The organism is Actinophytocola sp. (genome assembly GCF_036402745.1).
In the GTDB taxonomy this organism is placed as follows: domain Bacteria; phylum Actinomycetota; class Actinomycetes; order Mycobacteriales; family Pseudonocardiaceae; genus Actinophytocola.
Window position 1 is genome coordinate 1 of sequence record NZ_DASWSJ010000242.1, and the last position, 22,801, is coordinate 22,801.

Below are 22,801 nucleotides of genomic sequence, written 5' to 3' on the forward strand. Positions count from 1 at the left end.
AACGTCGTGGTCGACGACGGCGCCCAGATCGGCGTCGACCTGTCCGCCGACCGAGCGCGCTACACGGTGAGCCCGGGCGGCGTAGTGGTCCTGGGCAAGGGCGAACGGGTCGAGTAGGCGGCCACGGCCCTGGCCTGCGTCTCGCGTTTTCGGACGCCCGTGTGGCCGAAGTCGCGCCCGGCATCGCCAGCGTCCTCGTGCCCGGGCACCGACGCCGCTCGCGCTCGTCGACGTCCTCAAGCCCCCAATGCGGTCGTCCGGATCGCCCGGACTTCGCGAATGCCCTCGGCCCTCGCTCCACCAACGCCCACGCGCGCACGCGCCGCGAGGGCAGCCTCCACCAACTGCCCTCGCGCGCACGCGCGCCCGCGAGGGCAGCCCCCACCCACTCCGGGGGCACCCCATGCATCCATTCTATCGGTCGGTACCGACGAAAAGGCTGGTCAGGCGGGGGTTGTGGATAACTTGGGGTGCGAGTGGCGCCGGTCGTTCGGGAAATCACCCGTTAGTGGGCTTTCGCGGCCACCAGCAAGCCGTCGCCGATCGGAAGCAGAACCGGGACGAGGCGGTCGTCCTCGCGGACGGCTCGGGCGACCTCCCGCAGCGCGACGGTCTCCGCGTCCCGGCGCGCCGGGTTCGCCACCCGCCCGGACCACAGGACGCTGTCGAACGCGATGACCCCGCCCGGGCGCAGCAGCCGCACACCCTGCTCGTGGTAGGTCGGGTACTCGGGCTTCGCGGCGTCGACGTAGAGGAGGTCGTACGCCTCCTCCGTGAGCCGCGGCAGCACGTCCAGCGCCCGGCCCATGATCAGCCTGGCGCGCCCGGCTGGCACCCCGGCTTCGGCGAACGCCCTCTTGGCCGCGGTCTGGTGCTCCGGCTCGACATCGATCGAGGTCAGGACGCCGTCGGCGGCCATGCCGCGCAGCAGGTACAGCCCGCTGACCCCGGCGCCGGTCCCGACCTCCACGACGGCCTTGGCCCGCAGGGCGGTGGTCAGGAACCGCAGCGCCGCCCCGCCCCCGGGCGAGATCGGCGCACAACCCAGCTCGTTGCTCCGCGCGCGAGCCGAGACGAGCGCGTCGTCCTCGGTGAGGTAGCCCTCGACGTACGCGCTCAGCGCTTCTGAGTCGATCGTCGGCGTATCGGATGCCACGGAGTGTGAGATTAGCGTTGTCGGGGCGGAATCGGGTGAACGCGGCGTCTAGTGAGGTCCGGGCATTTCTCAGGCGCCTCTCAGCCGACTCTCACTACCTTCACATCGAGGTACCCCATCATTCACGTTTGACGGGGACCAACAGCGGTATAGGGGATATCCGGGACCGCGACAGGCGAGGGTGGGGAACACGATGAGCAGGGTCGGCGTTGAGAGTGGCAGTGGGGCAGACAGCCCCAAGGAGGTGGCTACCCGCCCGATGCACACGCAGTCGACAGGCTCGGTGATAGCCGAGGCGCACCCGGTGCAGCTGGACGAGTCCAACTGGACCCCACCGTCGTGGGACGAGGTCGTGCGCGAACACGCGGACCGCGTCTACCGGCTTGCTTACCGGCTCACGGGCAACGCGCACGACGCGGAGGATCTCACGCAGGAGACCTTCATCCGTGTGTTCCGCTCGCTGGCCAACTACAAGCCGGGCACGTTCGAGGGCTGGCTCCACCGCATCACCACCAACCTCTTCCTCGACATGGCCCGCCGCCGCTCACGGCTGCGCATGGAAGGCCTCCCCGAGGACACCGACCGGCTCGCCGGCGACGACCCGAGCCCGGAGCAGGTGTACGCGGAGACGCATCTCGACCCAGATCTGCAGGCCGCTCTCGACGAGTTGCCCCCTGAGTTCCGCGCGGCCGTCGTGCTCTGTGACGTCGAGGGCCTGTCGTATGAGGAGATCGGCGCCACCCTGGGCGTGAAGTTGGGTACTGTTCGAAGCAGGATCCACCGGGGACGACAGGCTTTGCGCGCGTCGCTGGAGCGGCGCAGGGAACTGGTATCGGAGGGTAGGTCGTGACCGACGAGCGCGGTTGGGGTCTGTCCGAACAGCACCTTCTGCCGGACGCGGTGGTGGCCTTCGTCGACGGCGAGCTGCCGCCGAGGGCACACGACCGAGCAGCGTCCCATATGGTCAGGTGCGCGTACTGCGCGGCCGAGATCGTGGCTCAGCGGCAGGCGGCCTCTGCCGTCCAGTCGGCTGACATGCCGGCGGTGCCGGCGGCGCTGCTCGCCACGCTGCGGGCCATCCCTCAGCAGGTCGAGATCCCGGCCACCCCGGACGGCCTCGCCATCACCGCCGACGGCCAGCTGGTCGTCGTCCAGAAGCCTGACCAGATGCCAGCGAGCTCGGTCCCTTTTGGGTCCAGCGCGCCACTCGGCTCGTCCGCCAAGCTCGGTGAGGGCCGGTCGGTCCTCGGCCGTCGACCCAGCCGCCGCGCTGCTCAAGGTGCCGGCGTCGTCGTGTCGGGCCTCGTGCTCGGCGCGCTCGCGTTGGTCACCACCGGCGGTGGCGGCGACGAGCCCAAGCCGCAGACTCCACCGGACGCCAACCGGCCAGCGGTCGGTGCGGACAGCGTCCAGCAGCAGGCGGGTTACGTCACGCTGCGCACCGCCGGCCGCTAGCCCCACCGCTACGCCAACTTCACCGGTGATCAGGCAGGCTTGGGCCCGATGAACGACCAGGTGTTCCCCGAGCCGAACGGCGCCGACCGTCCTCGCCTCGGCCCTCGACCGCTGCACCGCCCGCAGGTGGATTCCTCCAGCGCGGCGGTGTTCGGCCGTCCGGCCGGGGTCGACGGGGCGTTCTCGCCTCCGCCCGGGGGGGCTCCTGGTGCGCGCTCGGCGTTCGGCGAGATGAAGGCTGCTCCGCCCGCACCCGAGTCGCTGGCCAGCGCGTTCGGTCGGCCGGCTGGCGCCACCGAGGTCCTGCAGCGCCCGCCCACCGGGGAGGCGCCCAACGGCGTCGACCCGTGGGACGACGAGGCTGCCGGCGATCCCTGGCGCGATCCCGCGGCTGGTGCGGTCATCGGCCCACCCGCGCTGGGCGCCGAGGACGCCAAGCTCCACGGCGGCAAGAAGGCCAAGACGCGGCCCGCCGGGCAGCTGCTGAGCCTGCCCGAGCTGATCTTCGGCCGGCGGGTCAAGGTCACCGCGCTGCTCACGCTGGTCTTGGTCGCCGTGCTGGTCGGCGCGGCCGGTGGGGTGGCCGGCTGGTTCATCGCCCGCAGTGGGGATTCGCTGCACAGCAACGTCACGCTCGCCGAGGTGAGCCCCGGCAAGGAGCGGCCCGCCGGATCGGTCGCGGACATCGCGCGCCGGGTCCGGCCGGCCGTCGTCTCGATCGAGGTCAAGGTCGAGCAGGGCGGCGGCTTCGGCTCGGGTGCGGTCATCGACAGCTCCGGCTACATCCTCACGAACGAGCACGTGGTCACGTTGGGCGGCGCCGCCACAGAGGGCCAGCAGATCACCGCGGTGTTCAACGACGGCACCCGCGTGAAGGCGGCCCTGGTCGGCACGGACCCGAAGACCGACCTGGCGGTCGTCAAGGTCGACGTGCCCAACCCCACGGTGCTGCAGCTCGGCAGCTCCTCGGACCTCCAGGTCGGCGACTCGGTCATCGCGATCGGCTCGCCCCTCGGCCTCACCGACACGGTGACGCAGGGCATCGTCAGCGCCCTGCACCGTCCCGTGGCGGCCGGCGAGCAGGACGGCGAGCCGGCGATCTACGACGCCATCCAGACGGATGCCCCGATCAACCGAGGCAACTCGGGCGGCCCGCTGGTCGACTCGACGGGCGCGCTCGTCGGCATCAACTCGGCCATCGCGACCACCGACGCCAACTCGGGCAGCGTCGGCCTCGGCTACGCCATCCCCATCGACGACGCCAGGACCATCGCCGAGGCCCTGATCCGCGACGGCAAGGTCCACCATTCCGACCTTGGTGTCAACGCGGCGTCGGTGTCCGCCGACACGGCCGACGGTGCGAGGGTCCAGAACGTGAAGGACGGCGGCGCGGCCAGCAAGGCGGGCATCCAGCAGGGCGATGTCATCACCAAGGTCGGCGACCGCGACGTCGCGAACGCCGCAGAGCTGATCATCGCGGTGCGCAAGCACAAGGCCGGAGAGAAGGTCCCGGTCGTGCTGGCGAGGGGCGGCCGTGAGCTGACGGTTCAGGTGACCCTCCAGTCGGATTGATTGGCTACGCTGGGACTTGCAGAGGTACGGGCGGCGGAGGTAGGCCACAGTGTTCGACAGCATCGGCTGGGCCGAGATCCTCATCATCGTGGTGGCCGGCTTGTTCATCCTTGGCCCGGAACGCCTGCCCAGCGCGGCCGCGTGGCTAGGCCGCAACGTCCGCAAGGTCCGCGAGTACGCGACGGGCGCGAGAGACCAACTCCGCTCCGAGATGGGCGACGACTTCGACGAGCTCCGCAAGCCCCTCCAGGACCTGCAACAGCTCCGCAACTTCGACCCCCGCCGAGCAGTGACGAAGCACCTCTTCGAGGACATCGACTCGGGGAACGGCCACAGCAAGCCCAACGGCCACACCCCGCCCCCACCCCCGGCGGCCAAGCGCGAAGACCCCACCCCCGGCGAAAAGGCCCCCTTCGACCCCGACGCCACCTGACCCACCCGCAAAACCCGACCCGCAAAACCCCGGCCGCGAGAAGCGGGAGTTCCCGATGGCTGGCTACGGACCCTGACGTCTGCTCGAGTCCGATGCTTCATCCGCTGGCCACGCCGCCCAGGTGCCCCCGGCCAGCGATCCCAATTAAGTGCTGAAGCTCCGCCGCCACCCGCCGCTCGGCCATAACCCCAGCACCCGTCCGCTCAGCAGCCCAACGGCCCACCACGCCAACAGTCAACGCCCAACGCCCGGCCGGCTAGGACCCTTTCGCGCTTAGGCCCTATCTGCCGGCAGGCCGGAGCCTCTGGCCGCCCAAGCCCGGTAAACCCATCTCTGTGCTCACCCCACCGCCCGATCTGCCGCACCCCAGGCCCGGCCCCGGAACCAACAGCCCAACGTCCGTCGGCCTGCAAAACCCAGTTCCATGCTCAACTCGCCGCCCCACGCTCCAGCCCCACCCCGGTCCTCCAACCAGCCGAGAAACTCAGTAGCTCTCCAGCGAGATAGCCGTGGCCGCCTTCTGGATCGGTGCCGTCACCTTCGCCAGCAAACGATCCCGGCCGGGAAGCTTCGCCATCAGCCCCAACATGATCATCGACATCCGCACCTGCCCCTTGCTCCGCAGCACCATCCGCTTGATGTTCGCCGGCCCCAGCGCCTGGTTCTTCGCCACGAACGGCCGCATCCGCTCCTCGTACCCACCGAACGCCGCCTCGAAGTCACCCTTCGCCGCCGCCAGTTCGCCGGCCAGCACGAACGCACCCACCAGCGCCAGGCTCGTGCCCTGCCCGGACGCCGGTGACGCGGCATACGCGGCGTCACCGACGAGCGCCACCCGACCTGTCGACCAGCTGTCCATGTGCACCTGGCTCAGCGAGTCGAAGTAGAAGTCCGGCGCACCACCCATGCCGTCCAGCAGCCGCGGGATCTCCCACCCCTCGCCGGCGTACGCGTCCGCCAGCGCGCGCTGCTGCATCGCCTGGTCGCGGTGGTCGAACCGCTGCGAACCGGTCTCGAACAGGAACATCGCCTTCGCGCCGATGTCCTGCGCGGTGCTGTAGGTGAGCGCCGTCCGACCTGGACCGACGTACGTCAGTTCCCAGCGGTCGAGCTCCAGGTGGTTCGGCACGCTGAAGATCGACACGTGGTAGCCGAGGTCGCGCACGTACTTGGCCTCGTCGCCGAACGCCAGGGCGCGGGTGTTGGAGTGCAGCCCGTCGGCGCCGATGACCAGGTCGAACCGTCGCTTCGTGCCACTGGCGAACGTCACCTCCACGCCGTCGGATAAGGACGTGAGCGCGGCGATCGAGTCGTCGAACACGTACTCGACCTCGTCCTTGGTGAGCTCGTAGAGCAGGCGGTTCAGGTCGCCACGCATGATCTCGGCGTCGCCGTGCTCCCGGCCGCCGAAGGTGTCGCCGTCCATGCTGGCCACGCGGCGCCCGGTGGCGTCGACCACCGACGCGCCCTGCACGTCCGTGCGCAGCCTGCGGATCTCGTCCAGCGGGACCATGCGCTCGACCACGGTGAGCGCCGCACCGCGGATGTCGATCTTGTAGCCGCCCTCGCGGATCTCGGGCGCGCGCTCCACCACGGTGGGCGTGAAGCCGTTGCGGTGCAACCAGTAGGCCAGCGTGGTCCCGGCGACGCTGGCGCCGGAGATCAGAACGTTCGTGTTTCTCATGAGGTCGACAGTACACATGTGTCAGACATATGTGCAACACGTCTGTCTCACACGGTTGTGTCAGACAGTGGTACGGTGGACGCCATGGGAAACCGAGAAGACCTCCTCGCCGGTGCCGAGGAGTGCCTGTACGAGAAGGGCTACGCGCGCACCACCGCGCGCGACATCGCCTCGCGGTCCGGCGTGAGCCTTGCCGGCATCGGCTATCACTTCGGCTCCAAGGAGGAGCTGCTGAAGCAAGCGCTGCGTGAGGCGCTGGAGAAGTGGGGCAACGCGGTCGGGGCCATCATGACCAGCGACTTCCCGACCGATCGGATGGCCGACCGGTTCGCTGCCATCTGGCAGAAGGTGATCGAGTCGTTCCAGCGGTCGGCGAAGCTGTGGGCGGTCCAGTTCGAGCTACTCGCCGTCCTCGAGCGCGAGCCCGACTTACGCATGTCGTTCGCCGAGGACACCCGGCAGGCCCGTATCGCGCTCGCAGACATGTTCGGCGTCATCACCGAGGACGACGAGGAGGCGGTCAAGATAGGCGCGCTCTACCAAGCCTTATTAGCCGGGCTGGCCGCCCAGTACCTGGGCGACCCGGAGAGCGTCCCATCCGGCGCGGACCTGCTCGAGGCCGTGCGGTTGATCGCCCATGACCTCATGCCGCCCAGGGACTGAGCGGATCAGGATCAGGCGGGCGACACCGACAGCATCCGGCCTGCCAGTCCGCGCGCACGGGTCGACAACCGGTTCGCGATGGCGGTCAGCGCCTTCGACGCCTCGGCGTCCGGCGCCGATGTCACGAGCGGCACGCCGTTGTCACCGGCCTCGCGCAACCGCGGGTCGAGCGGCACCTGGCCGAGCAGTGGCACCTCGGCGCCGATCACCTTCGACAGCGACTCGGCCACCGCCGCGCCGCCGCCGGAGCCGAACAGCTCCATCCGTGAGCCGTCGGGCAGCTCGAGCCAGGACATGTTCTCGATCACGCCGGCCACCCGCTGGCGGGTCTGCACGGCGATCGCGCCAGCGCGCTCGGCCACCTCGGCCGCGGCCTGCTGCGGGGTCGTCACCACAAGGATTTCAGCGTTCGGGATCAGTTGGGCCACCGAGATGGCGATGTCACCGGTGCCAGGAGGGAGGTCGAGGAGCAGAACGTCGAGGTCGCCCCAGAACACGTCGGCCAGGAACTGCTGCAGCGCGCGATGCAGCATCGGGCCGCGCCACACCACGGGGGTGTTGCCTGGAGTGAACATGGCGATGGAGATGACCTTCACGCCGTTTGCCTCGGGCGGGAGGATCATCTTCTCCACCCGGGTCGGCTTGCCATGGGCGCCCAGCATCCTGGGCACCGAGTGGCCGTAGATATCGGCGTCGACCACGCCGACCGAGAGTCCGCGAGCAGCCATCGCCACCGCGAGGTTGACCGTGACGCTCGACTTGCCGACCCCGCCCTTGCCGGACGCCACGCAGTAGACCCTGGTGAGTGAACCTGGCTCAGCGAAGGGGATTCGCGGTTCCTCGGCATCGCCGCGGAGCTTGCGGCGGAGATCGGTGCGTTGCTGATCGCTCATCACGTCCATCTCGACCGTGACATGGCGCACTCCATCGACCGCGGACACTGCGGCGGTGACGTCCTTGGTGATCTTGTCGCGCAGCGGACAGCCGGAGACCGTCAGGAAGATCTCCACATGAACGGTGCCGTTCTCCCCAATGGTCACGTTCTTGACCATGCCGAGATCGGTGATCGGCTTGTGGATCTCTGGGTCCTGCACGTCGGCCAATGCCGTACGAACGGCATCGACGTCGGGAACCTGAGTTGGCTCGCTAGTCGTCACACAGTCATGCTACGGGCACTTCACTACCACCGGACCGGTGACCACATTCGTCGTCATGCGGGTGGACGCACGCATTCCGTAACATCACGATCGTGGCGGAGCCAGCCGTGACCCGGAGACCGACCGGGGATGAGCTCGACGTGTGGCGCTCGTTTCTCCGGGCACACGCGCGGCTGGTACGCGTCCTGGAGACGGAACTGGTTGCCGAGCATCCGCTGTCCCTCGGCGGGTACGACGTACTGGTTCAGCTTGCGGAGGCCCCTGGCAGACGACTGCGAATGGCCGAGCTCGCGGACGCGGTCCTGCTGTCGCGATCGGGCGTCACCCGGCTGGTGGATCGGCTCGAGGTGGCCGGCATGGTCACTCGCGAGCGTTTCACCGGCGACGGTCGCGGTGTGGTGGCGGTTCTCACGACGAAGGGTGTCGACACGCTGCGCTCCGCCGCACGTACTCACCTGGCAGGCGTGGTGCGGCACTTCATCGACCACTTCGATGCCAAGGAGCTCGCCGAGTTCGGGGAGAAGTGCTCTCGGCTCGCCGAGTAGCTCAGCTGTCCGCCCAGCGGGCGTCCTCGCGGACCGTCTCGGCCGTCGGGCGGGGCCTCGGGTTGAGGTCCTTGCGCAGCCGGTCGAGCTCGCCGCGCAGGTAGTCACGGGTGGCCACCTCGCCGATCGCGAGCCGCAGTGCGGCCAGCTCCCGAGCCAGGTACTCGGTGTCCTCTTTGGTCTGGAGAGCGCGTGCCCTGTCCTCCTCGAGCGACACCCGGTCACGGTCGTCCTGACGGTTCTGCGCGAGCAGGATCAACGGCGCGGCGTACGCGGCCTGGGTCGAGAAGGCGAGGTTCAGCAGGATGAACGGGTAGGGATCCCAGCGCAATGAGGCCGCGGTCAGGTTCAGCGTGATCCACGTGATCACGAGCAGCGTCTGCCAGAAAAGGAACTTGCCGGTGCCGAGGAACCGGGCGAGCCGCTCGGACAATCGGCCGAACGCCTCCGGATCCCACGACAGCCGCAGCCGGCGGGGCGCGCGTGGCTGGTCCAGTCGACGGCGGGTGTGCAGTTCAGGCATCGGCGGTCTCGCCTTCCGCGCTCGGCTCCCACGGACCGTCCTCGCGCCAGCCGGCGGGTAGCAGGTGGTCCAGCACGTCGTCGACGGTGACGGCGCCGACCAGGTGATCGGTGTCGTCCACCACGGGCGCGCACACCAGGTCGTAGGCGGCGAAGTATCGGGTGACATCGGAGAGCGACGCGTCCGGTGGCAGCCGGGCCAGTGCCGCGTCGACGGCGCCGGCCACCAGCTGTGAGGGTGGCTCGCGCAGCAGCCGCTGCAGGTGCACGCAGCCGATGTAGCGGCCGGTCGGCGTGGCCGACGGCGGCCGGCACACGAAGACCATGCTGGCGAGCGCGGGAGTGATATCGGGGTTGCGGACCAGGGCGAGCGCCTCGGCGATCGTGGCGTCGGGGCTCAGCACGATCGGCTCCGGGGTCATCAGCCCGCCCGCGGTGTCGGCGGAGTAGGCGAGCAGTCGGCGCACCGGGTCGGACTCCTCGGACTCCATCAGCTCGAGCAGCCGGTCCTGGTCGAACTCCGGCAGCTCGGCGAGCAGGTCGGCGGCGTCGTCGGGGTCCATGGCCTCGAGGACGTCGGCCGCGCGTTCCTCGTCGAGGTGGGCGAGCAGGTCCTTCTGGTCGTTCTCGGGCAGCTCCTCGAACACGTCGGCGAGCCGCTCGTCGTCCAGCCCGTCGGCCACCTCGTATCGGCGCTTGGCCGGCAGCTCGCGCATCGCGGCGGCGACGTCGGCGGCCCGCATCGTGTCGAAGACGGCCAGCAGCTGGTCGGTGCCCTGCGGGGTGGAGGACAGATCGGTGACGGCGGGCCCGCGGATCTCCTCCCAGCGCAGCACCTGGATCGGCCCGCGGCGGCCGAGCCTGCCGGTGCGCTGCTGGATCGCGACGCGGCCGAGCACCCAGTCGCGGGTGCGGGTGGGCTCCATCGCGGCGTCGACCACCACCGCCGGCGCACCGGTGGACACGACCGTCACGCGCGCGTCGAGGAGCTGGCCGACGACGAGGACCTCGTTGGGGCGCTGGTGAAAGCGGCGCAGGTTCACCGAGCCGGTGGCGAGCGTGACAGCGGTGCCGTCGATCGAGGTGACCCGCAGCATGGGCACGAAGATCCGCCGCCGGGTCGCCAGCTCCACGACCGCGCCGAGTACCCGCGGCGCCTGCCGGTCGGTGCGCAGCGAGGCCACGACGTCGCGGATCTTGCCGATGGACTCGCCGTCAGGCCCGAACACCGGCAGGCCGACCAGCTGCGCGACGAACACCCTGCTCGAGGAGCCCACGGCGTCAGGCTAGCCGTTCGGCCAGCAGATCACCCGGCGGTGAGCTTCGCGACCAGGTTCCGGTCGAGGCCGTCGAGCTCGCCGTACGGCACGGCGATGGTCTTGATGCCGCACGCGTTCGCGAACCCGGACAGCCGAGGCAGCTCGAGGGTGAACTCCATGGCGCGGCGGGTGAACCCGACCTGCACGGCGTCGCCGAAGTCGTCCCTGGTGATCGACAGGACGCCGGGCATCCCGCAGACCCCGCCGTCGCGGTCGAGTGCCCTGGCGACCTGGGTGAGGTCCGCGTTCTCGGTGAGGATCGCGTCCGGCGCGAGGGTCTCGCCGGTGCGCAGGTTCACGGTGGTGGAGTTCGCCGTGCTCCAGTCGCTGTTGGTGATCAGGTCCGAGACCACTGCGTGGTCGTAATGGACGGAGAGGAAGTCGTCGTTGCGCAGCAGGACTTTGGCGGTCGTGTCGAGGTTGAAGGGAGCGTTCTGCTGCGGGTGGCCGGGCGTCAGTTCGCGTGTGCCGGCGATGTTGTCGCGCAGCCGGCTGATCTCGTCGTTCACCGGTGCCCGGAGGCCGTTGTTGATGCGTTGCTGGACGGCGCTGTCCGGGTGGCCGGAGACCTGGACGACCTGCGCGGAGACGTTGAGGATCACGTCGTCGTAGGTGGTTCGGACGGTCTGGGAGTTGACGCGGAGCGCCTGTTGTTCGGCGGGCGGCGAACCACCCGAGTTGACCCCGACGACGATCACGGTCGCACCGACGACAACCGCCACGGCGACCACGACGGCCGCGATCTTGGCGGCAACGGCGGCAGCCACGCCGCCGGTCCCGGCCGCCACGGTGGCCGCGCCGCCACCGGCGATGGCCCCACCCGCCGCGACACCGCCTGCGGCCGCACCACCTCCGACCGCCGCACCTCCGACCGCCGCACCTCCGGCAGCCACGCCGCCCGCGACCGCGCCGCCCGCGGCAGCGCCACTTCCAGCTGCCACACCGGCTGCTCCACCGGCGCCACCCGCCACCACACCGGCTGCTCCACCGGCGCCACCCGCCACTGCGCCGGCAGCACCCCCGGCGCCACCCGCCGCGCCGCCACCCGCCGCGCTTCCGGCGATGCCGCCGGCGGCTCCGCCTGCGCCAGCTCCGCCCGCACCGGCTGCGGTACCGAGACTTCCGGCGGCCGCGCCACTTGCTGTGCCAACGGCACCGCTGGCCGCTGTGCCGACGCTGCCACCGGCGAGGCCGCTGGCCATTCCTGCTGCGCCAACAGCGCCGCCCGCCGCCGCTGATCCGCCCGCTGCTCCGACGGCGCCGCCAGCGGCTGCGGCGCCGGCGGCCGTCCCGACACCTCCTGCGGCTGCGCCACTCGCCGCTGTCCCGGCGAGGCCGCTGGCCAGTCCTCCCGCGCCGACTGCGCCTCCGGCTGCTGCGCCGGCACCGCCTGTGGCCAGGCCGGCGGCGGCTCCGCTCGCTGCGCCGCCCGCTGCCGCGCCGCCACCGGCGGTTCCTGCGCCGGCCGCCAGGGTGCCTGCGGCGGTCCCCGCGCCTGCCGAAGCTGTGCCGGCCGCAACTGTGCCGGCTGCCGTTGTGCCGCTGGCCAAGGCGGTGGCGCCGGTGGTCAGCAAAGCAGTGGCGGGGCCCAGTACGCCGGTGGCTGAGATCACCCATGCCATCGGGGACGCCGCCAGCAAGACGCCCGCCAAGCCGACCAGGTGTTGCCAGCCCTCGAGCTCCCAGTTGTGGCCGTAGCCGGCGCGGGCGGCCGCCTCCAGTTCGGCCACGAAGGGGGCGGCGCCCGCCGGGCGGTCGGCCGTGGACTTGGCCATGCCTCGGGCTATCAAGGGCCGCAACGGTTCCGGGACGCGGGCCAGCGGGGGCGGGGCGGTCGCGTGGAGGGCGCGTAGCTCCTCGGTCGTTGTGGCCTCGTACGGGCGGCCGCCTGTGACGCACTGGAAGAACACGCAGGTGGCCGCGTAGACGTCCGTGGCCGGCGTGGCGGGGTGGCCCAGCCACTGCTCCGGCGCCATGTACGCGGGCGTGCCGCCGGCCTGTCCACTGTGGCCTGCCAGCAGGGCGATGCCGAAGTCGACCAGCTTGCTCTGGTTGTTCGGCTGCACGAGCACGTTGCCCGGCTTGTAGTCGCGGTGGACGGTGCCGGCCGCGTGGGCCGCGGCCAGGCCCAGCAGCGAACCCTTCAGCAGAGCCAGCGCCGACTCGGGGGCCAGCACACCGGAACGGTCCAGGACCGCCCGCAGCGAGACGCCGGGGACGGCCTCCATCACGATCGCCGCGCCGGCTGGGGTCTCGACGAACGCGTACAGGCGTGCGACGAACGGGCTGACGACCCGCCGCAGGATCGCGGCCTCGTGGCGGAACGCGGCGCGGTCACCGCCGGCGAAGAGGTACTTGATCGCGACGACCTCGCCCGTGTCGGCGCGCCTCGCCAGCACGACCCGGCCGAAACCACCCTGACCGAGCCGGGCCAACTCGGTGTAACCCGGCAACGACCACTCCGCCACGCTAACCCCTCCCGACAGTCTGGAGCGTAGAGCGAGCGCGCCGAACACGAATGTGGAACGGGTGACATGTGTGGCGCACGGGCGCCGGCCACGCCCTAGGGTTACCGGCAGGTAGCACAGGGTTGGAGGCAACGATGCGCTCACCGAAGGACTTCTTCCGCCCCCTCGCGGTCGGGGCGCCGGAACCGGTGCGGCAGATTCCGTTCCGCCCGTCCCGGATGATCCACTTCTTCGATCCGGGCAACGAGAAGATGGCCGCCAAGGTCCCCGGCATGGTCCCGAAGACCGACGTGCTCCTCGGCAACCTCGAGGACGCCGTCGCAGCGGATCGCAAGGAGGCTGCGCGCGACGGGCTGGTTCGGATCGCCAGGACCACCGACTTCGGTGACACCCAGCTCTGGACCCGGATCAACAGCCTCGACTCACCGTGGGCCCTCGACGACCTGCTCACCCTCGTCACCGAGATCGGCGACAAGCTCGACGTGATCATGGTCCCGAAGGTCGAGGGCCCCGAGGACATCCACTACGTCGACCGCCTCCTCGCGCAGCTCGAGGCGCGCGCCGGGAGCACGAAGCCGCTGCTGGTCCACGCCATCCTCGAGACCGCCAGCGGCGTCGCGCGGGTCGAGGAGATCGCCATGGCCTCCCCGCGGATGCAGGGCATCTCACTCGGCCCCGCCGACCTCGCCGCGAGCCGCCGGATGAAGACCACCCGGGTCGGCGGCGGCCATCCCGGCTACCTCGTGCGCACCGACCCCGTGGGCGAGGACATCGAGCACGGCCGGACCACCTACCAGCAGGACCTCTGGCATTACACAGTCGCGCGCATGGTCGACGCCTGCGTGGCCGCCGGGATCCTGCCCTACTACGGCCCGTTCGGCGACATCCGCGACACGGTCGCCTGCGAGGACCAGTTCCGCAACGCCTACCTCCTCGGCTGCGTCGGCGCGTGGAGCCTGCACCCCGTCCAGATCGCCATCGCCAAGAAGGTCTTCTCACCCGACCCGGCCGAGGTCGCCTGGGCCCGCCGGGTGATCGCCGCCATGGGCGACGGCACCGGCGCGGTGATGCTCGACGGGAAGATGCAGGACGACGCCACCGTCAAGCAGTGCCACGTCGTCGCCGAGCTCGCCGACGAGCTGGCCAAGCGCGACCCCGACCTCGCCGAGGCCTACGACGAGGCCACGAAGGAGGCGCTGGCATGAGGCCCCGCCGCTCGGTCCTCTACATGCCCGGCGCGAACGAGCGCGCGCTGGAGAAGGCGAAGACCCTGCCGGCCGACGCGCTGATCCTCGACCTCGAGGACGCCGTCGCGCCCGACGCGAAGGTCGCCGCGCGCGACCGGGTGTGCGCGGCGGCCGCGTCCGGCGAGTACGGCCGCCGCGAGGTGACGATCCGGGTCAACGCCGTCGACACCCCCTGGCACGCCGACGACCTGAAGGCCGTCGCGCAGGCCGCGCCGGCCGCCGTCGTGGTGCCCAAGGTCAACTCGGCGGCGGAGGTGCACGCCGTCGAGGCCGCGCTGGAGGGCACGGACACCGCGATCTGGGCCATGATCGAGACCCCGCGGGCCGTGCTGGACTGCGCGGAGATCGCCGCCGCCAGCGAGCGGCTCACCGTTCTCGTGCTCGGCACCAACGACCTCGCCAAGGAGCTGCTCGCCGAGCAGGTCCCCGGCCGTGCCCCGCTGCTCGGCCCGCTGTCGATGTGCGTGCTCGCCGCGCGCGCCACCGGCCGGGTGATCCTCGATGGCGTCTACAACGACGTCCGCGACGCCGACGGCTTCGAGAAGGAGTGCCGGCAGGGCCGCGAGTTCGGCTTCGACGGCAAGACGCTGATCCACCCGGGCCAGCTCGAGCCGTGCAACCGCGTCTTCGCGCCGTCGGCCGACGACGTCGAGCGGTCGCAGCGGATCATCGACGCCTTCGAGCAGGCCCAGCGCGAGGGCCGCGGCGTCGCCACGGTGGACGGCCGGATGATCGAGAGCCTGCACGTCGACAACGCCCGCCGGACCCTCGCTCTGGCGGCCGCCGTGGACGCCCTCGGCTAGCGACCGCGAGGGCCCGCGGGCGGCTTGTTTCCCGGCGTAGCATCGAAATCGAGGGGTGTGCCGGGAGGCGTCATGGTCCTGTACATCGTCATCATCGTGCTTGCTGTGGCCGCGCTGTTGGCCAGCTCCAGCATGCGCGTCATCAAGCAGTACGAGCGCGGCCTCGTCTTCCGCTGGGGCCGGGTACGGGAGGCCATCCGCGGGCCGGGCATCACGCTGATCGCGCCCATCGCCGACAAGCTCCAGAAGGTCAGCATGCAGGTCGTCACCATGCCGGTGCCCGGCCAGGAGGCCATCACCCGGGACAACGTGACGGTCCGGGTCGACGCGGTCATGTACTTCAAGGTCATCGACCCCGAGCAGGCCATCATCAACGTCGAGGACTACCGGTTCGCGGTCGGCCAGGTCGCCCAGTCGTCGCTGCGGTCGATCATCGGCAAGAGCGACCTCGACGACCTGCTGTCCAACCGCGAGAAGCTCAACCAGGGTCTCGAGCTGATGATCGACACGCCGGCGCTGGACTGGGGCATCCACATCGACCGGGTGGAGATCAAGGACGTCGCGCTGCCCGAGTCGATGAAGCGGTCGATGTCGCGGCAGGCCGAGGCCGAGCGGGACCGCCGCGCGCGGATCATCTCGGCCGACGGCGAGTTCCAGGCGTCGCAGAAGCTGTCCGACGCCGCGCGGGTCATGTCCGACACCCCGGCCGCGTTGCAGCTGCGGCTGCTCGAGACGGTCGTCGCGGTCGCCGCGGAGAAGAACTCGACGCTCGTCCTGCCGTTCCCGGTGGAGCTGCTCCGCTTTCTCGAACACGCACGTGGGACGCCTGAATCGGTGAAGCCGGTGGAGGCTCCCGCTCCGCAACGTAACGATGACGCTGAGTAGTTTCCCTGCACAGGGCGATATTCAGACGTGACAGAGCGTCGAAGGTTGCGGTGACATAACGCACAGATCACGGTAAGGACTTGCCCCGCCCCCACCCCAACGGGTGAGGGTGTGGGCATGGCAAAGCATCGCGTCAGCAAGGAGGGGCGAAGAAGGTCCCGGTTATTCGGTGGCCAACCCGCCCACGACGACCTGTTCGAGCGGAGCTTCAAGTCCTGCCGTCGGTGCGGTCAGGACGTGTACGTGCTCGCCGACGACTGCCGCGGTTGCGGCGCCAGCCTGGACCTCGCCGGCCGGTTGTTCTGAACTGAATCAAGCCAGTGAGTGGCCCTGCGCACCTTCCTGACGCGAACGCGCGTTAACCGCGCGATACTGACGGGTAACCCCAGTTTCGCCCCGGAGGGAGCGCCCGCCATGGCCCGCCTTGCCCAAACAGCCGGCCTGACCGACGTGCAGCAGGAGATCCTCGCGACGGTCCGGGACTTCGTGGACAAGGAGATCATCCCGCACGCGCAGCAGCTCGAGCACGACGACGCCTACCCGCAGGACATCGTCGACGGGATGAAGGAGATGGGGCTGTTCGGCCTCACGATCCCCGAGGAGTACGGCGGGCTCGGCGAGTCGCTGCTGACCTACGCGCTCGTGGTGGAGCAGATCGCGCGCGGCTGGATGAGCGTGTCCGGCGTGATCAACACGCACTTCATCGTGGCGCACATGGTGCGCCAGTACGGCACCGGCGAGCAGAAGCAGAGCCTGCTCCCGCGGATGGCGGCCGGCGAGGTGCGCGGCAGCTTCTCGATGTCCGAGCCGGACCTCGGCTCCGACGTCGCCGCGATCAAGACCCGCGCCAAGCGCGACGGTGACGAGTACGTCATCGACGGCGCCAAGATGTGGCTCACCAACGGCGGCAGCTCCAACCTCATCGCGCTGCTGGTGAAGACCGACGAGGGCGCGGAGAAGCCGCACCAGAACCTCACCGCGTTCCTGGTCGAGAAGCCGACCGGGTTCGGCGAGGTGGCGCCCGGCCTGACCATCCCGGGCAAGATCGACAAGATGGGCTACAAGGGCGTCGACACCACCGAGGCGGTCTTCGACGGCTACCGGATCGGCGCCGACAAGATCCTCGGCAACGCGCCCGGCAAGGGCTTCGCCCAGATGATGGACGGCGTCGAGGTCGGCCGGGTCAACGTGGCCGCGCGGGCGTGCGGCATCGCTATCCGGGCGTTCGAGCTGGCCGTGGACTACGCCCAGCAGCGCCAGACCTTCGGCAAGCCGATCGCCCAGCACCAGGCCATCGCGTTCAAGCTGGCCGAGATGGCCACCAAGGTCGAGGCGGCGCACCTGATGATGGTCAACGCCGCGCGGCTGAAGGACTCCGGCGAGCGCAACGACGTCGAGGCCGGCATGGCCAAGCTGCTCGCGTCCGAGTACTGCGCCGAGGTGACCCAGGAGAGCTTCCGCATCCACGGCGGCTACGGGTACTCGAAGGAGTACGAGATCGAGCGCCTGATGCGCGAGGCCCCGTTCCTGCTGATCGGCGAGGGCACGAGCGAGATCCAGAAGACGATCATCAGCCGCGGCCTGCTGCGCGAGTACAGGTCGCGCGGCTAGTCCGCCTCCCCGGGATTGACAGTGTGCGTTGGGTCCCGGCGAATGGTGTGGGTATCGGGGGTGGGTGGTGGCTGGGTGCCGTCACGGTCCCCTGAGGTTCCGGTGCTCGGTGCAGGACTTCACACGATGATCTACTAGACAGGCCTTAGTCCTCCGCTCGCCTCGGGACGCCAAGCGGCAGCAAAGGGACGGCGGGGTTAGCACCAAATGCCCCTTATTGGCAGGATGGTGTCAACTGCTGAACGAGGTGAGCAACGGTGACCGGTGCGTTCTCCGGCTCGGGACGGGGGAGCCAAGGGCTTCCCAGGGTGCCGACCCCTCCGTCGGGGTGGCCGATCGGGTCCTACGACACGTACAAGGAGGCCCATCAGGCCGTCGAGTACCTGGCCGGCAACGAGTTCCCGGTCCAGGAGGTCACGATCGTCGGCGTCGACCTCATGTTGGTCGAGCGCGTCATCGGGCGCCTGAGCTGGCCCAAGGTGCTCGGCACCGGTGCGCTCTCCGGCGCCTGGTTCGGCCTGTTCGTGGGCCTGCTGCTCGGCCTGTTCAGCTCCCAGACCATGTCCTTCGCGCCGATCCTCGTCGGCCTGTCCGCCGGGGTGGTGTTCGGGCTGGTCTTCGCGGCCGTCGGGTACGCCACCACGCGCAGCAGCGGCCGCGAGATCGCCTCGGCCAGCCAGCTCGTCGCCGGCCGGTACGACGTACTCGCCCAGCCGCGCAACGCGGAGAAGGGCCGTGACCTGCTCGCCAAGCTCGCCATGCGCCCCCGAATGGACTAATCCGCCGGTCGTTACAGGCCTTGTCTGAATCGTTGCCCATGTGGCTTGCGACTCGTGATCATCGGGCCTAGGTTCAGTGCACCAACGCATCAGGTCACGCGTTCCCGAGGCACGTCGAGGTGCTGGTGCCAGCTTCTTTATGCCGCCGAACCTCCCGTCGCCGACGGAAGGGAAGGCAGGGTTTTTCATGGGCAGTACCCGGACGGCCGGCCGGCCTCTGAGCCGATGGCGGGGCGCGGTGGCGGGAGCCGCCCTGCTCGCGGCCGCGCCGACCATCGCGGCCTGCGGATCATCGGGCAGCGGCAACGACATCAACGTGTATCTGTCGCCCGAGCAGAACTTCCAGACCGTTGTAGACAAGTGCAACGAGAAGGCGAACGGGCGCTACAACATCGTCTACCGCAAGCTGCCCCGCGACGCGGACGGTCAGCGCGAGCAGATGGTGCGGCGGCTCGCCGCCGGCGACACCGGCCTGGACATCCTCGGGCTCGACGTGACGTGGGTGCCCGAGTTCGCCGAGGCGAAGTGGCTCGCGGAGTGGACGGGCGAGAACAAGTCCGACGCCGAGCAGGGTGTGCTCCAGGGCCCCCTCGCGACCGCCAAGTGGAACGGCAAGCTCTACGGCGCCACGAAGAACACCAACATCCAGCTCCTCTGGTATGACGACCGGTTGACGCCGCGGCCCCCGGAGACGTGGCGCGAGATGATCGACATGGCCAAGGAGCTGAAGAACAACGGCAAGCCGTACCGGATCCTGTTCACCGGCGCCCAGTACGAGGGCCTGGTGGTCCAGTACAACACCCTGGTCGCGTCGGCCGGCGGGGAGATCCTGTCCAAGGACGGCAAGAAAGTGGTGATGAACGACGGTGCCGTCGAGGCGCTGAAGCTCCTCAAGGAGGTCGCCACCTCGGGGCTCACCGACCCGTCGATGCCCAACGCGCAGGAGCAGCAGGTTCAGCAGGCGTTCGAGGCACCGGACAGCAAGGCGGCCTTCGAGCTGAACTGGCCGTACGTGTACGCCGCCATCCAGGCCGGCAACCCGGATCGGGCCAAGCATCTCAAGTGGGCTCGTTACCCGGGTGTCGACGGGCCGAGCAAGGCCACGATCGGTGGCTTCAACCTCGCGGTGAGCGCGTTGTCCCAGCACAAGCCGGAGGCGTTCGAGGCGGCCCTGTGCCTGCGTGGTCCGGACAGCCAGAAGTTCCAGGCGATCTGCGACGGCGTCCCGCCGACGATCGAGAGCATCTACTCCGACGACCGGCCCATCGAGCCGTGTCCGGGTGCGACATCGGCCGACAAGCCCACCATGTCCACGGCCTACCCGATGAAGGACACCATCCTCGAGGCACTGAAGGACCCGGCGGTCCGGCCGCTGACCGTGGTGTACCAGAACCTGTCCACCATCACCTCGAAGGTGCTCTCCCCACCATCGAGCATCGATCCACAAGCGACGGCTGAGGAACTTCGGAACGGTCTGCAGAAGGCCCTGGAGTCGAAGGGAGTCCTGCCGTGAGTCAAACGTTGGACAAGGAGGCGCCGGCAGAGGTTGTGCCGGCCAAGAAGAAGCCGGTGCTCAGCGAGGGCAAGCGGGCCGAGCGCAGGCTCGGCTGGCTCCTCTGCGCGCCGGCGGCGATCGTGATGGTCGCGGTCACCGGCTGGCCGATCATCTACTCGGTGTGGCTGTCGTTGCAGCGCTACGACCTGCGGTTCCCGGACCAGAGGCAGTTCGTGGGGCTCGACAACTACATCGCCGTGCTCACCGACGGCTACTGGTGGACCGCGTTCGGGATCACGTCGCTGATCACCGTCGTGTCGGTGGTGATCGAGCTGGTGCTCGGCATGCTGCTGGCACTGGTGATGCACCGGACGCTCGTCGGCCGCGGTCTGGTCCGCACGGTCTCCCTCATCCCGTACGGCATCGTCACCGTGGTGGCGGCGTTCTCGTGGTTCTACGCGTGGAACTCCGACACCGGCTACCTGGCCTCCCTGTTCGGCGCCGAGGCGCCGCTCACCCAGCAGATCCCGTCGCTGCTGATCATCATCCTCGCCGAGGTGTGGAAGACCACGCCGTTCATGGCGTTGCTGCTGATGGCCGGGCTCGCACTGGTGCCGGACGACCTGCTCAAGGCGGCGTCGATGGACGGCGCCACCGCGTGGCAGCGGTTCACCAAGGTGATCATCCCGGTGATGAAGCCGGCGATCCTGGTGGCGCTGCTGTTCCGCACGCTGGACGCGTTCCGCATCTTCGACAACATCTTCGTGCTCACCAAGGGCGCGAACGACACGTCGTCGGTGTCCATGCAGACCTACAACAACCTGATCAAGGGTCTGAACCTCGGGATCGGCTCCACCATGTCGGTGCTGATCTTCATCGCGGTGGCGATCATCGCGTTCATCTTCATCAAGTTGTTCGGTGCCTCGGCGCCCGGTAACGACCCTGGAGGAAAGCGCTGATGGCCGTCATCGGTGGCAGTACCACCGGCCGCAAGGTGCGGTGGACCATTGTGGACATCGTGATCCTCGTCTACGCGCTGATCCCGGTGCTGTGGACGCTGTCCCTGTCGTTCAAGACGGCGGAGAGCCAGACCGACAAGAAGTTCTTCCCCAGCGAGTGGACGTTCCAGAACTACCGGGACATCTTCACCACCAACGAGTTCATCCGCGCGCTGATCAACTCGATCGGCATCGCGATCATCGCGACGCTGATCGCGGTGGTGCTCGGCACGATGGCCGCCTACGCCATCGCCCGGCTGGACTTCCCGGGGAAGCAGGCCCTGGTCGGCGTCTCGCTGCTGATCGCGATGTTCCCGCAGGTCTCGCTCGTCTCGCCACTGTTCGAGATGGAGCGCAACCTCGGGCTGTTCGACACGTGGGGCGGCCTGATCCTGCCGTACATCACGTTCGCGCTGCCGCTCGCGATCTACACGCTGTCGGCGTTCTTCCGGGAGATCCCGTGGGAGCTCGAGAAGGCGGCGAAGATGGACGGCGCGACGCCGGCCCAGGCGTTCCGCCGGGTGATCGCGCCGCTGGCCGCGCCGGGCGTGTTCACCACGGCGATCCTGGTGTTCATCTTCTGCTGGAACGACTTCCTGTTCGCCATCTCGCTGACCTCGACCGAGGCGTCGAGGACGGTGCCGGCGGCGCTGTCGTTCTTCACCGGTGCCTCCCAGTTCGAGGCACCGACCGGGACGATCTCCGCGGCCGCCGTGGTGATCACCATCCCGATCATCGTGTTCGTGTTGTTCTTCCAGCGCCGCATCGTGGCGGGGCTGACGTCCGGTGCCGTGAAGGGCTAGGTAAATGGCAGAGATCGTCCTTGACAAGCTGACCAAGCGGTACCCAGACGGTGCCCTCGCGGTGTCCGAAGTGGACCTGGAGATCGCCGACGGCGAGTTCATCATCCTGGTCGGGCCGTCCGGCTGCGGGAAGTCCACGATGCTCAACATGATCGCCGGTTTGGAGGACATCTCCGACGGCGAGCTGCGCATCGACGGCCAGCGGGTGAACGAGAAGGCGCCCAAGGACCGTGACATCGCGATGGTGTTCCAGTCCTACGCGCTCTACCCGCACATGAGCGTGCGCGAGAACATGGCGTTCCCGCTGCGCCTGGCCAAGGTGGACGACGCGACCGTCCGGGCCAAGGTGGACGAGGCGGCGCAGATCCTCGACCTCACCCAGCATCTGGAGCGCAAGCCGGCGAACCTGTCCGGTGGCCAGCGCCAGCGGGTGGCCATGGGCCGCGCCATCGTGCGCAGCCCCAAGGCGTTCCTGATGGACGAGCCACTGTCCAACTTGGACGCCAAGCTCCGGGTGCAGATGCGCACGTCGGTGTCGAAGCTGCAGAAGCAGCTGGCCACCACCACCGTGTACGTCACGCACGACCAGACCGAGGCGATGACCCTCGGCGACCGGGTCGTGGTGCTGCGCAGCGGGTTGGTCCAGCAGATCGGCTCGCCGCAGTTCCTCTACGACAACCCGGCGAACCTGTTCGTGGCCGGGTTCATCGGCTCGCCCGCGATGAACTTCCTGCCCGGCACGCTGGAGAACGGGAAGCTGTCCACCGGGCTCGGCGAGGTGACGCTGTCCGACCGGGTGCGCCGGCTGGCCGAGGCGGCGAAGGCGCCCCGCGAGGTGATCGCCGGTGTCCGGCCGGAGCACTTCGAGGACGCGAAGCTGCTCGACCCCGCGGCCGCGGCGGGGGGCTCGACGTTCACGGCCACGGTCGACGTGCTGGAGTCGATGGGCTCGGACAAGTACGTGTACTTCACCGTGGAGGGTGAGGCCGCGACGTCCGCCGAGCTCGAGGAGCTGGCCGCCGACGCGGGTTCGGCCGACGTGCCGGCCAGTGGCTCGCAGCTGGTCACCCGGCTGTCGGCCGCGTCCTCGGCGAAGGAAGGGGAGAAGGTCGACGTCTGGTTCGACGCCGACAAGATCCAGCTGTTCGACCCGGCCAACGGGAAGAACCTCACCTACGCGGAGTGAACCCGCGGTGGACGTAGCTG

Annotated in this window: 22 protein-coding genes; 16 read left to right on the forward strand and 6 right to left on the reverse strand. The window is 69.5% G+C overall.

The genetic code is table 11. The features are described 5' to 3' along the window. Window positions 1-505: 505 nt before the first annotated feature. Window positions 506-1,156, reverse strand: coding sequence for an O-methyltransferase (locus VGD70_RS22560; RefSeq protein WP_331084462.1), 651 nt, complete (start codon window positions 1,154-1,156; stop codon window positions 506-508). Window positions 1,157-1,415: 259 nt separating this feature from the next. On the opposite strand from VGD70_RS22560, the gene sigE reads away from it, so the two are divergent. The 4 genes from sigE to tatB are packed head-to-tail and all read left to right on the forward strand — an operon-like array spanning window position 1,416 to window position 4,616. Further along, window positions 1,416-2,006: an RNA polymerase sigma factor SigE gene (gene sigE, locus VGD70_RS22565; RefSeq protein WP_331084464.1), complete on the forward strand. Its 591-nt coding sequence runs from the start codon at window positions 1,416-1,418 to the stop codon at window positions 2,004-2,006. Then, window positions 2,003-2,611 carry a zf-HC2 domain-containing protein gene (locus VGD70_RS22570; RefSeq protein ID WP_331084466.1) on the forward strand — a complete coding sequence of 203 codons (609 nt, stop codon included), beginning with the start codon at window positions 2,003-2,005 and terminating at the stop codon, window positions 2,609-2,611. Before sigE ends, VGD70_RS22570 begins: the two co-directional genes overlap by 4 nt. 48 nt (window positions 2,612-2,659) lie before the next feature. Continuing rightward, entirely contained in the window at window positions 2,660-4,183 is a 1,524-nt protein-coding gene (locus VGD70_RS22575; RefSeq protein ID WP_331084468.1) for a S1C family serine protease, read from the forward strand. A gap of 49 nt (window positions 4,184-4,232) precedes the next feature. After that, a complete protein-coding gene (gene tatB / locus VGD70_RS22580) occupies window positions 4,233-4,616 on the forward strand; it encodes a Sec-independent protein translocase protein TatB (protein ID WP_331084470.1) in 384 nt (127 codons plus the stop codon). 484 nt (window positions 4,617-5,100) lie between these two features. Here the strand turns inward: tatB and VGD70_RS22585 are convergent, their stop codons facing one another. After that, on the reverse strand, window positions 5,101-6,300 hold the full coding sequence (locus tag VGD70_RS22585) for an FAD-dependent monooxygenase (protein ID WP_331084472.1): 1,200 nt from the start codon (window positions 6,298-6,300) through the stop codon (window positions 5,101-5,103). An 84-nt stretch (window positions 6,301-6,384) separates the two neighbouring features. Between VGD70_RS22585 and VGD70_RS22590 the strand changes: the two genes are divergently transcribed. Then, window positions 6,385-6,963, forward strand: coding sequence for a TetR/AcrR family transcriptional regulator (locus VGD70_RS22590; protein ID WP_331084474.1), 579 nt, complete (start codon window positions 6,385-6,387; stop codon window positions 6,961-6,963). 11 nt (window positions 6,964-6,974) lie between these two features. Here the strand turns inward: VGD70_RS22590 and VGD70_RS22595 are convergent, their stop codons facing one another. Next, window positions 6,975-8,120, reverse strand: a complete 1,146-nt coding sequence (locus VGD70_RS22595; RefSeq protein WP_331084476.1) for an Mrp/NBP35 family ATP-binding protein — start codon at window positions 8,118-8,120, stop codon at window positions 6,975-6,977. A 92-nt stretch (window positions 8,121-8,212) separates the two neighbouring features. Between VGD70_RS22595 and VGD70_RS22600 the strand changes: the two genes are divergently transcribed. Further along, window positions 8,213-8,665, forward strand: a complete 453-nt coding sequence (locus VGD70_RS22600) for a MarR family winged helix-turn-helix transcriptional regulator (RefSeq protein WP_331084478.1) — start codon at window positions 8,213-8,215, stop codon at window positions 8,663-8,665. A 1-nt stretch (window position 8,666) separates the two neighbouring features. On the opposite strand, the gene VGD70_RS22605 is transcribed toward VGD70_RS22600, so the two are convergent. Genes VGD70_RS22605 through VGD70_RS22615 form a run of 3 tightly spaced genes read right to left on the reverse strand, consistent with a single transcriptional unit; the run spans window position 8,667 to window position 13,022 of the window. After that, entirely contained in the window at window positions 8,667-9,188 is a 522-nt protein-coding gene (locus VGD70_RS22605) for a DUF1003 domain-containing protein (protein WP_331084480.1), read from the reverse strand. Beyond that, window positions 9,181-10,464 carry a magnesium transporter MgtE N-terminal domain-containing protein gene (locus tag VGD70_RS22610; RefSeq protein ID WP_331084481.1) on the reverse strand — a complete coding sequence of 428 codons (1,284 nt, stop codon included), beginning with the start codon at window positions 10,462-10,464 and terminating at the stop codon, window positions 9,181-9,183. The genes VGD70_RS22605 and VGD70_RS22610 overlap by 8 nt, the downstream gene beginning before the upstream one ends. Window positions 10,465-10,493: 29 nt before the next feature. Beyond that, a complete protein-coding gene (locus tag VGD70_RS22615; protein ID WP_331084483.1) occupies window positions 10,494-13,022 on the reverse strand; it encodes a serine/threonine-protein kinase in 2,529 nt (842 codons plus the stop codon). 86 nt (window positions 13,023-13,108) lie between these two features. Here VGD70_RS22615 and VGD70_RS22620 point away from each other — a divergent pair, with 86 nt between their 5' ends. The 10 genes from VGD70_RS22620 (at window position 13,109) to VGD70_RS22665 (ending at window position 22,781) form a co-directional block, all read left to right on the forward strand. Then, the gene (locus tag VGD70_RS22620) at window positions 13,109-14,179 is read left to right on the forward strand and encodes a CoA ester lyase (RefSeq protein ID WP_331084485.1); all 1,071 of its coding nucleotides are present in this window, start codon (window positions 13,109-13,111) and stop codon (window positions 14,177-14,179) included. Next, window positions 14,176-15,024 carry a CoA ester lyase gene (locus VGD70_RS22625; RefSeq protein ID WP_331084486.1) on the forward strand — a complete coding sequence of 283 codons (849 nt, stop codon included), beginning with the start codon at window positions 14,176-14,178 and terminating at the stop codon, window positions 15,022-15,024. The genes VGD70_RS22620 and VGD70_RS22625 overlap by 4 nt, the downstream gene beginning before the upstream one ends. Before the next feature lie 72 nt (window positions 15,025-15,096). Next, window positions 15,097-15,909 (forward strand): slipin family protein, encoded by an 813-nt coding sequence (locus VGD70_RS22630; RefSeq protein ID WP_331084488.1) that lies wholly within the window; start codon window positions 15,097-15,099, stop codon window positions 15,907-15,909. Between the two features lie 117 nt (window positions 15,910-16,026). Then, entirely contained in the window at window positions 16,027-16,215 is a 189-nt protein-coding gene (locus tag VGD70_RS22635) for a hypothetical protein (RefSeq protein ID WP_331084490.1), read from the forward strand. Between the two features lie 108 nt (window positions 16,216-16,323). Further along, the gene (locus tag VGD70_RS22640; protein WP_331084492.1) at window positions 16,324-17,520 is read left to right on the forward strand and encodes an acyl-CoA dehydrogenase family protein; all 1,197 of its coding nucleotides are present in this window, start codon (window positions 16,324-16,326) and stop codon (window positions 17,518-17,520) included. A 257-nt stretch (window positions 17,521-17,777) separates the two neighbouring features. Further along, on the forward strand, window positions 17,778-18,299 hold the full coding sequence (locus tag VGD70_RS22645; RefSeq protein WP_331084494.1) for a general stress protein: 522 nt from the start codon (window positions 17,778-17,780) through the stop codon (window positions 18,297-18,299). Window positions 18,300-18,486: 187 nt separating this feature from the next. Then, complete coding sequence (locus VGD70_RS22650) at window positions 18,487-19,812, forward strand: ABC transporter substrate-binding protein (protein WP_331084496.1); 1,326 nt, start codon at window positions 18,487-18,489, stop codon at window positions 19,810-19,812. Further along, window positions 19,809-20,753, forward strand: a complete 945-nt coding sequence (locus tag VGD70_RS22655) for a carbohydrate ABC transporter permease (protein ID WP_414638030.1) — start codon at window positions 19,809-19,811, stop codon at window positions 20,751-20,753. Before VGD70_RS22650 ends, VGD70_RS22655 begins: the two co-directional genes overlap by 4 nt. Next, entirely contained in the window at window positions 20,753-21,595 is an 843-nt protein-coding gene (locus VGD70_RS22660) for a carbohydrate ABC transporter permease (protein WP_331084498.1), read from the forward strand. Before VGD70_RS22655 ends, VGD70_RS22660 begins: the two co-directional genes overlap by 1 nt. A 4-nt stretch (window positions 21,596-21,599) precedes the next feature. Further along, complete coding sequence (locus VGD70_RS22665) at window positions 21,600-22,781, forward strand: sn-glycerol-3-phosphate ABC transporter ATP-binding protein UgpC (RefSeq protein ID WP_331084500.1); 1,182 nt, start codon at window positions 21,600-21,602, stop codon at window positions 22,779-22,781. The last annotated feature ends 20 nt before the right edge of the window (window positions 22,782-22,801 follow it).

What these genes read in the sequence shown, in the direction of transcription:
- VGD70_RS22575 (WP_331084468.1), top strand. Translation starts at nt 2,660, where the DNA reads ATGAACGACCAGGTGTTCCCCGAGCCGAACGGCGCCGACCGTCCTCGC.
- VGD70_RS22625 (WP_331084486.1), top strand. Translation starts at nt 14,176, where the DNA reads ATGAGGCCCCGCCGCTCGGTCCTCTACATGCCCGGCGCGAACGAGCGC.
- VGD70_RS22640 (WP_331084492.1), top strand. Translation starts at nt 16,324, where the DNA reads ATGGCCCGCCTTGCCCAAACAGCCGGCCTGACCGACGTGCAGCAGGAG.
- VGD70_RS22635 (WP_331084490.1), top strand. Translation starts at nt 16,027, where the DNA reads ATGGCAAAGCATCGCGTCAGCAAGGAGGGGCGAAGAAGGTCCCGGTTA.
- VGD70_RS22660 (WP_331084498.1), top strand. Translation starts at nt 20,753, where the DNA reads ATGGCCGTCATCGGTGGCAGTACCACCGGCCGCAAGGTGCGGTGGACC.
- VGD70_RS22630 (WP_331084488.1), top strand. Translation starts at nt 15,097, where the DNA reads ATGGTCCTGTACATCGTCATCATCGTGCTTGCTGTGGCCGCGCTGTTG.
- VGD70_RS22585 (WP_331084472.1), bottom strand. Translation starts at nt 6,300, where the DNA reads ATGAGAAACACGAACGTTCTGATCTCCGGCGCCAGCGTCGCCGGGACC.
- VGD70_RS22590 (WP_331084474.1), top strand. Translation starts at nt 6,385, where the DNA reads ATGGGAAACCGAGAAGACCTCCTCGCCGGTGCCGAGGAGTGCCTGTAC.
- VGD70_RS22605 (WP_331084480.1), bottom strand. Translation starts at nt 9,188, where the DNA reads ATGCCTGAACTGCACACCCGCCGTCGACTGGACCAGCCACGCGCGCCC.
- VGD70_RS22620 (WP_331084485.1), top strand. Translation starts at nt 13,109, where the DNA reads ATGCGCTCACCGAAGGACTTCTTCCGCCCCCTCGCGGTCGGGGCGCCG.
- VGD70_RS22665 (WP_331084500.1), top strand. Translation starts at nt 21,600, where the DNA reads ATGGCAGAGATCGTCCTTGACAAGCTGACCAAGCGGTACCCAGACGGT.
- VGD70_RS22650 (WP_331084496.1), top strand. Translation starts at nt 18,487, where the DNA reads ATGGGCAGTACCCGGACGGCCGGCCGGCCTCTGAGCCGATGGCGGGGC.
- sigE (WP_331084464.1), top strand. Translation starts at nt 1,416, where the DNA reads ATGCACACGCAGTCGACAGGCTCGGTGATAGCCGAGGCGCACCCGGTG.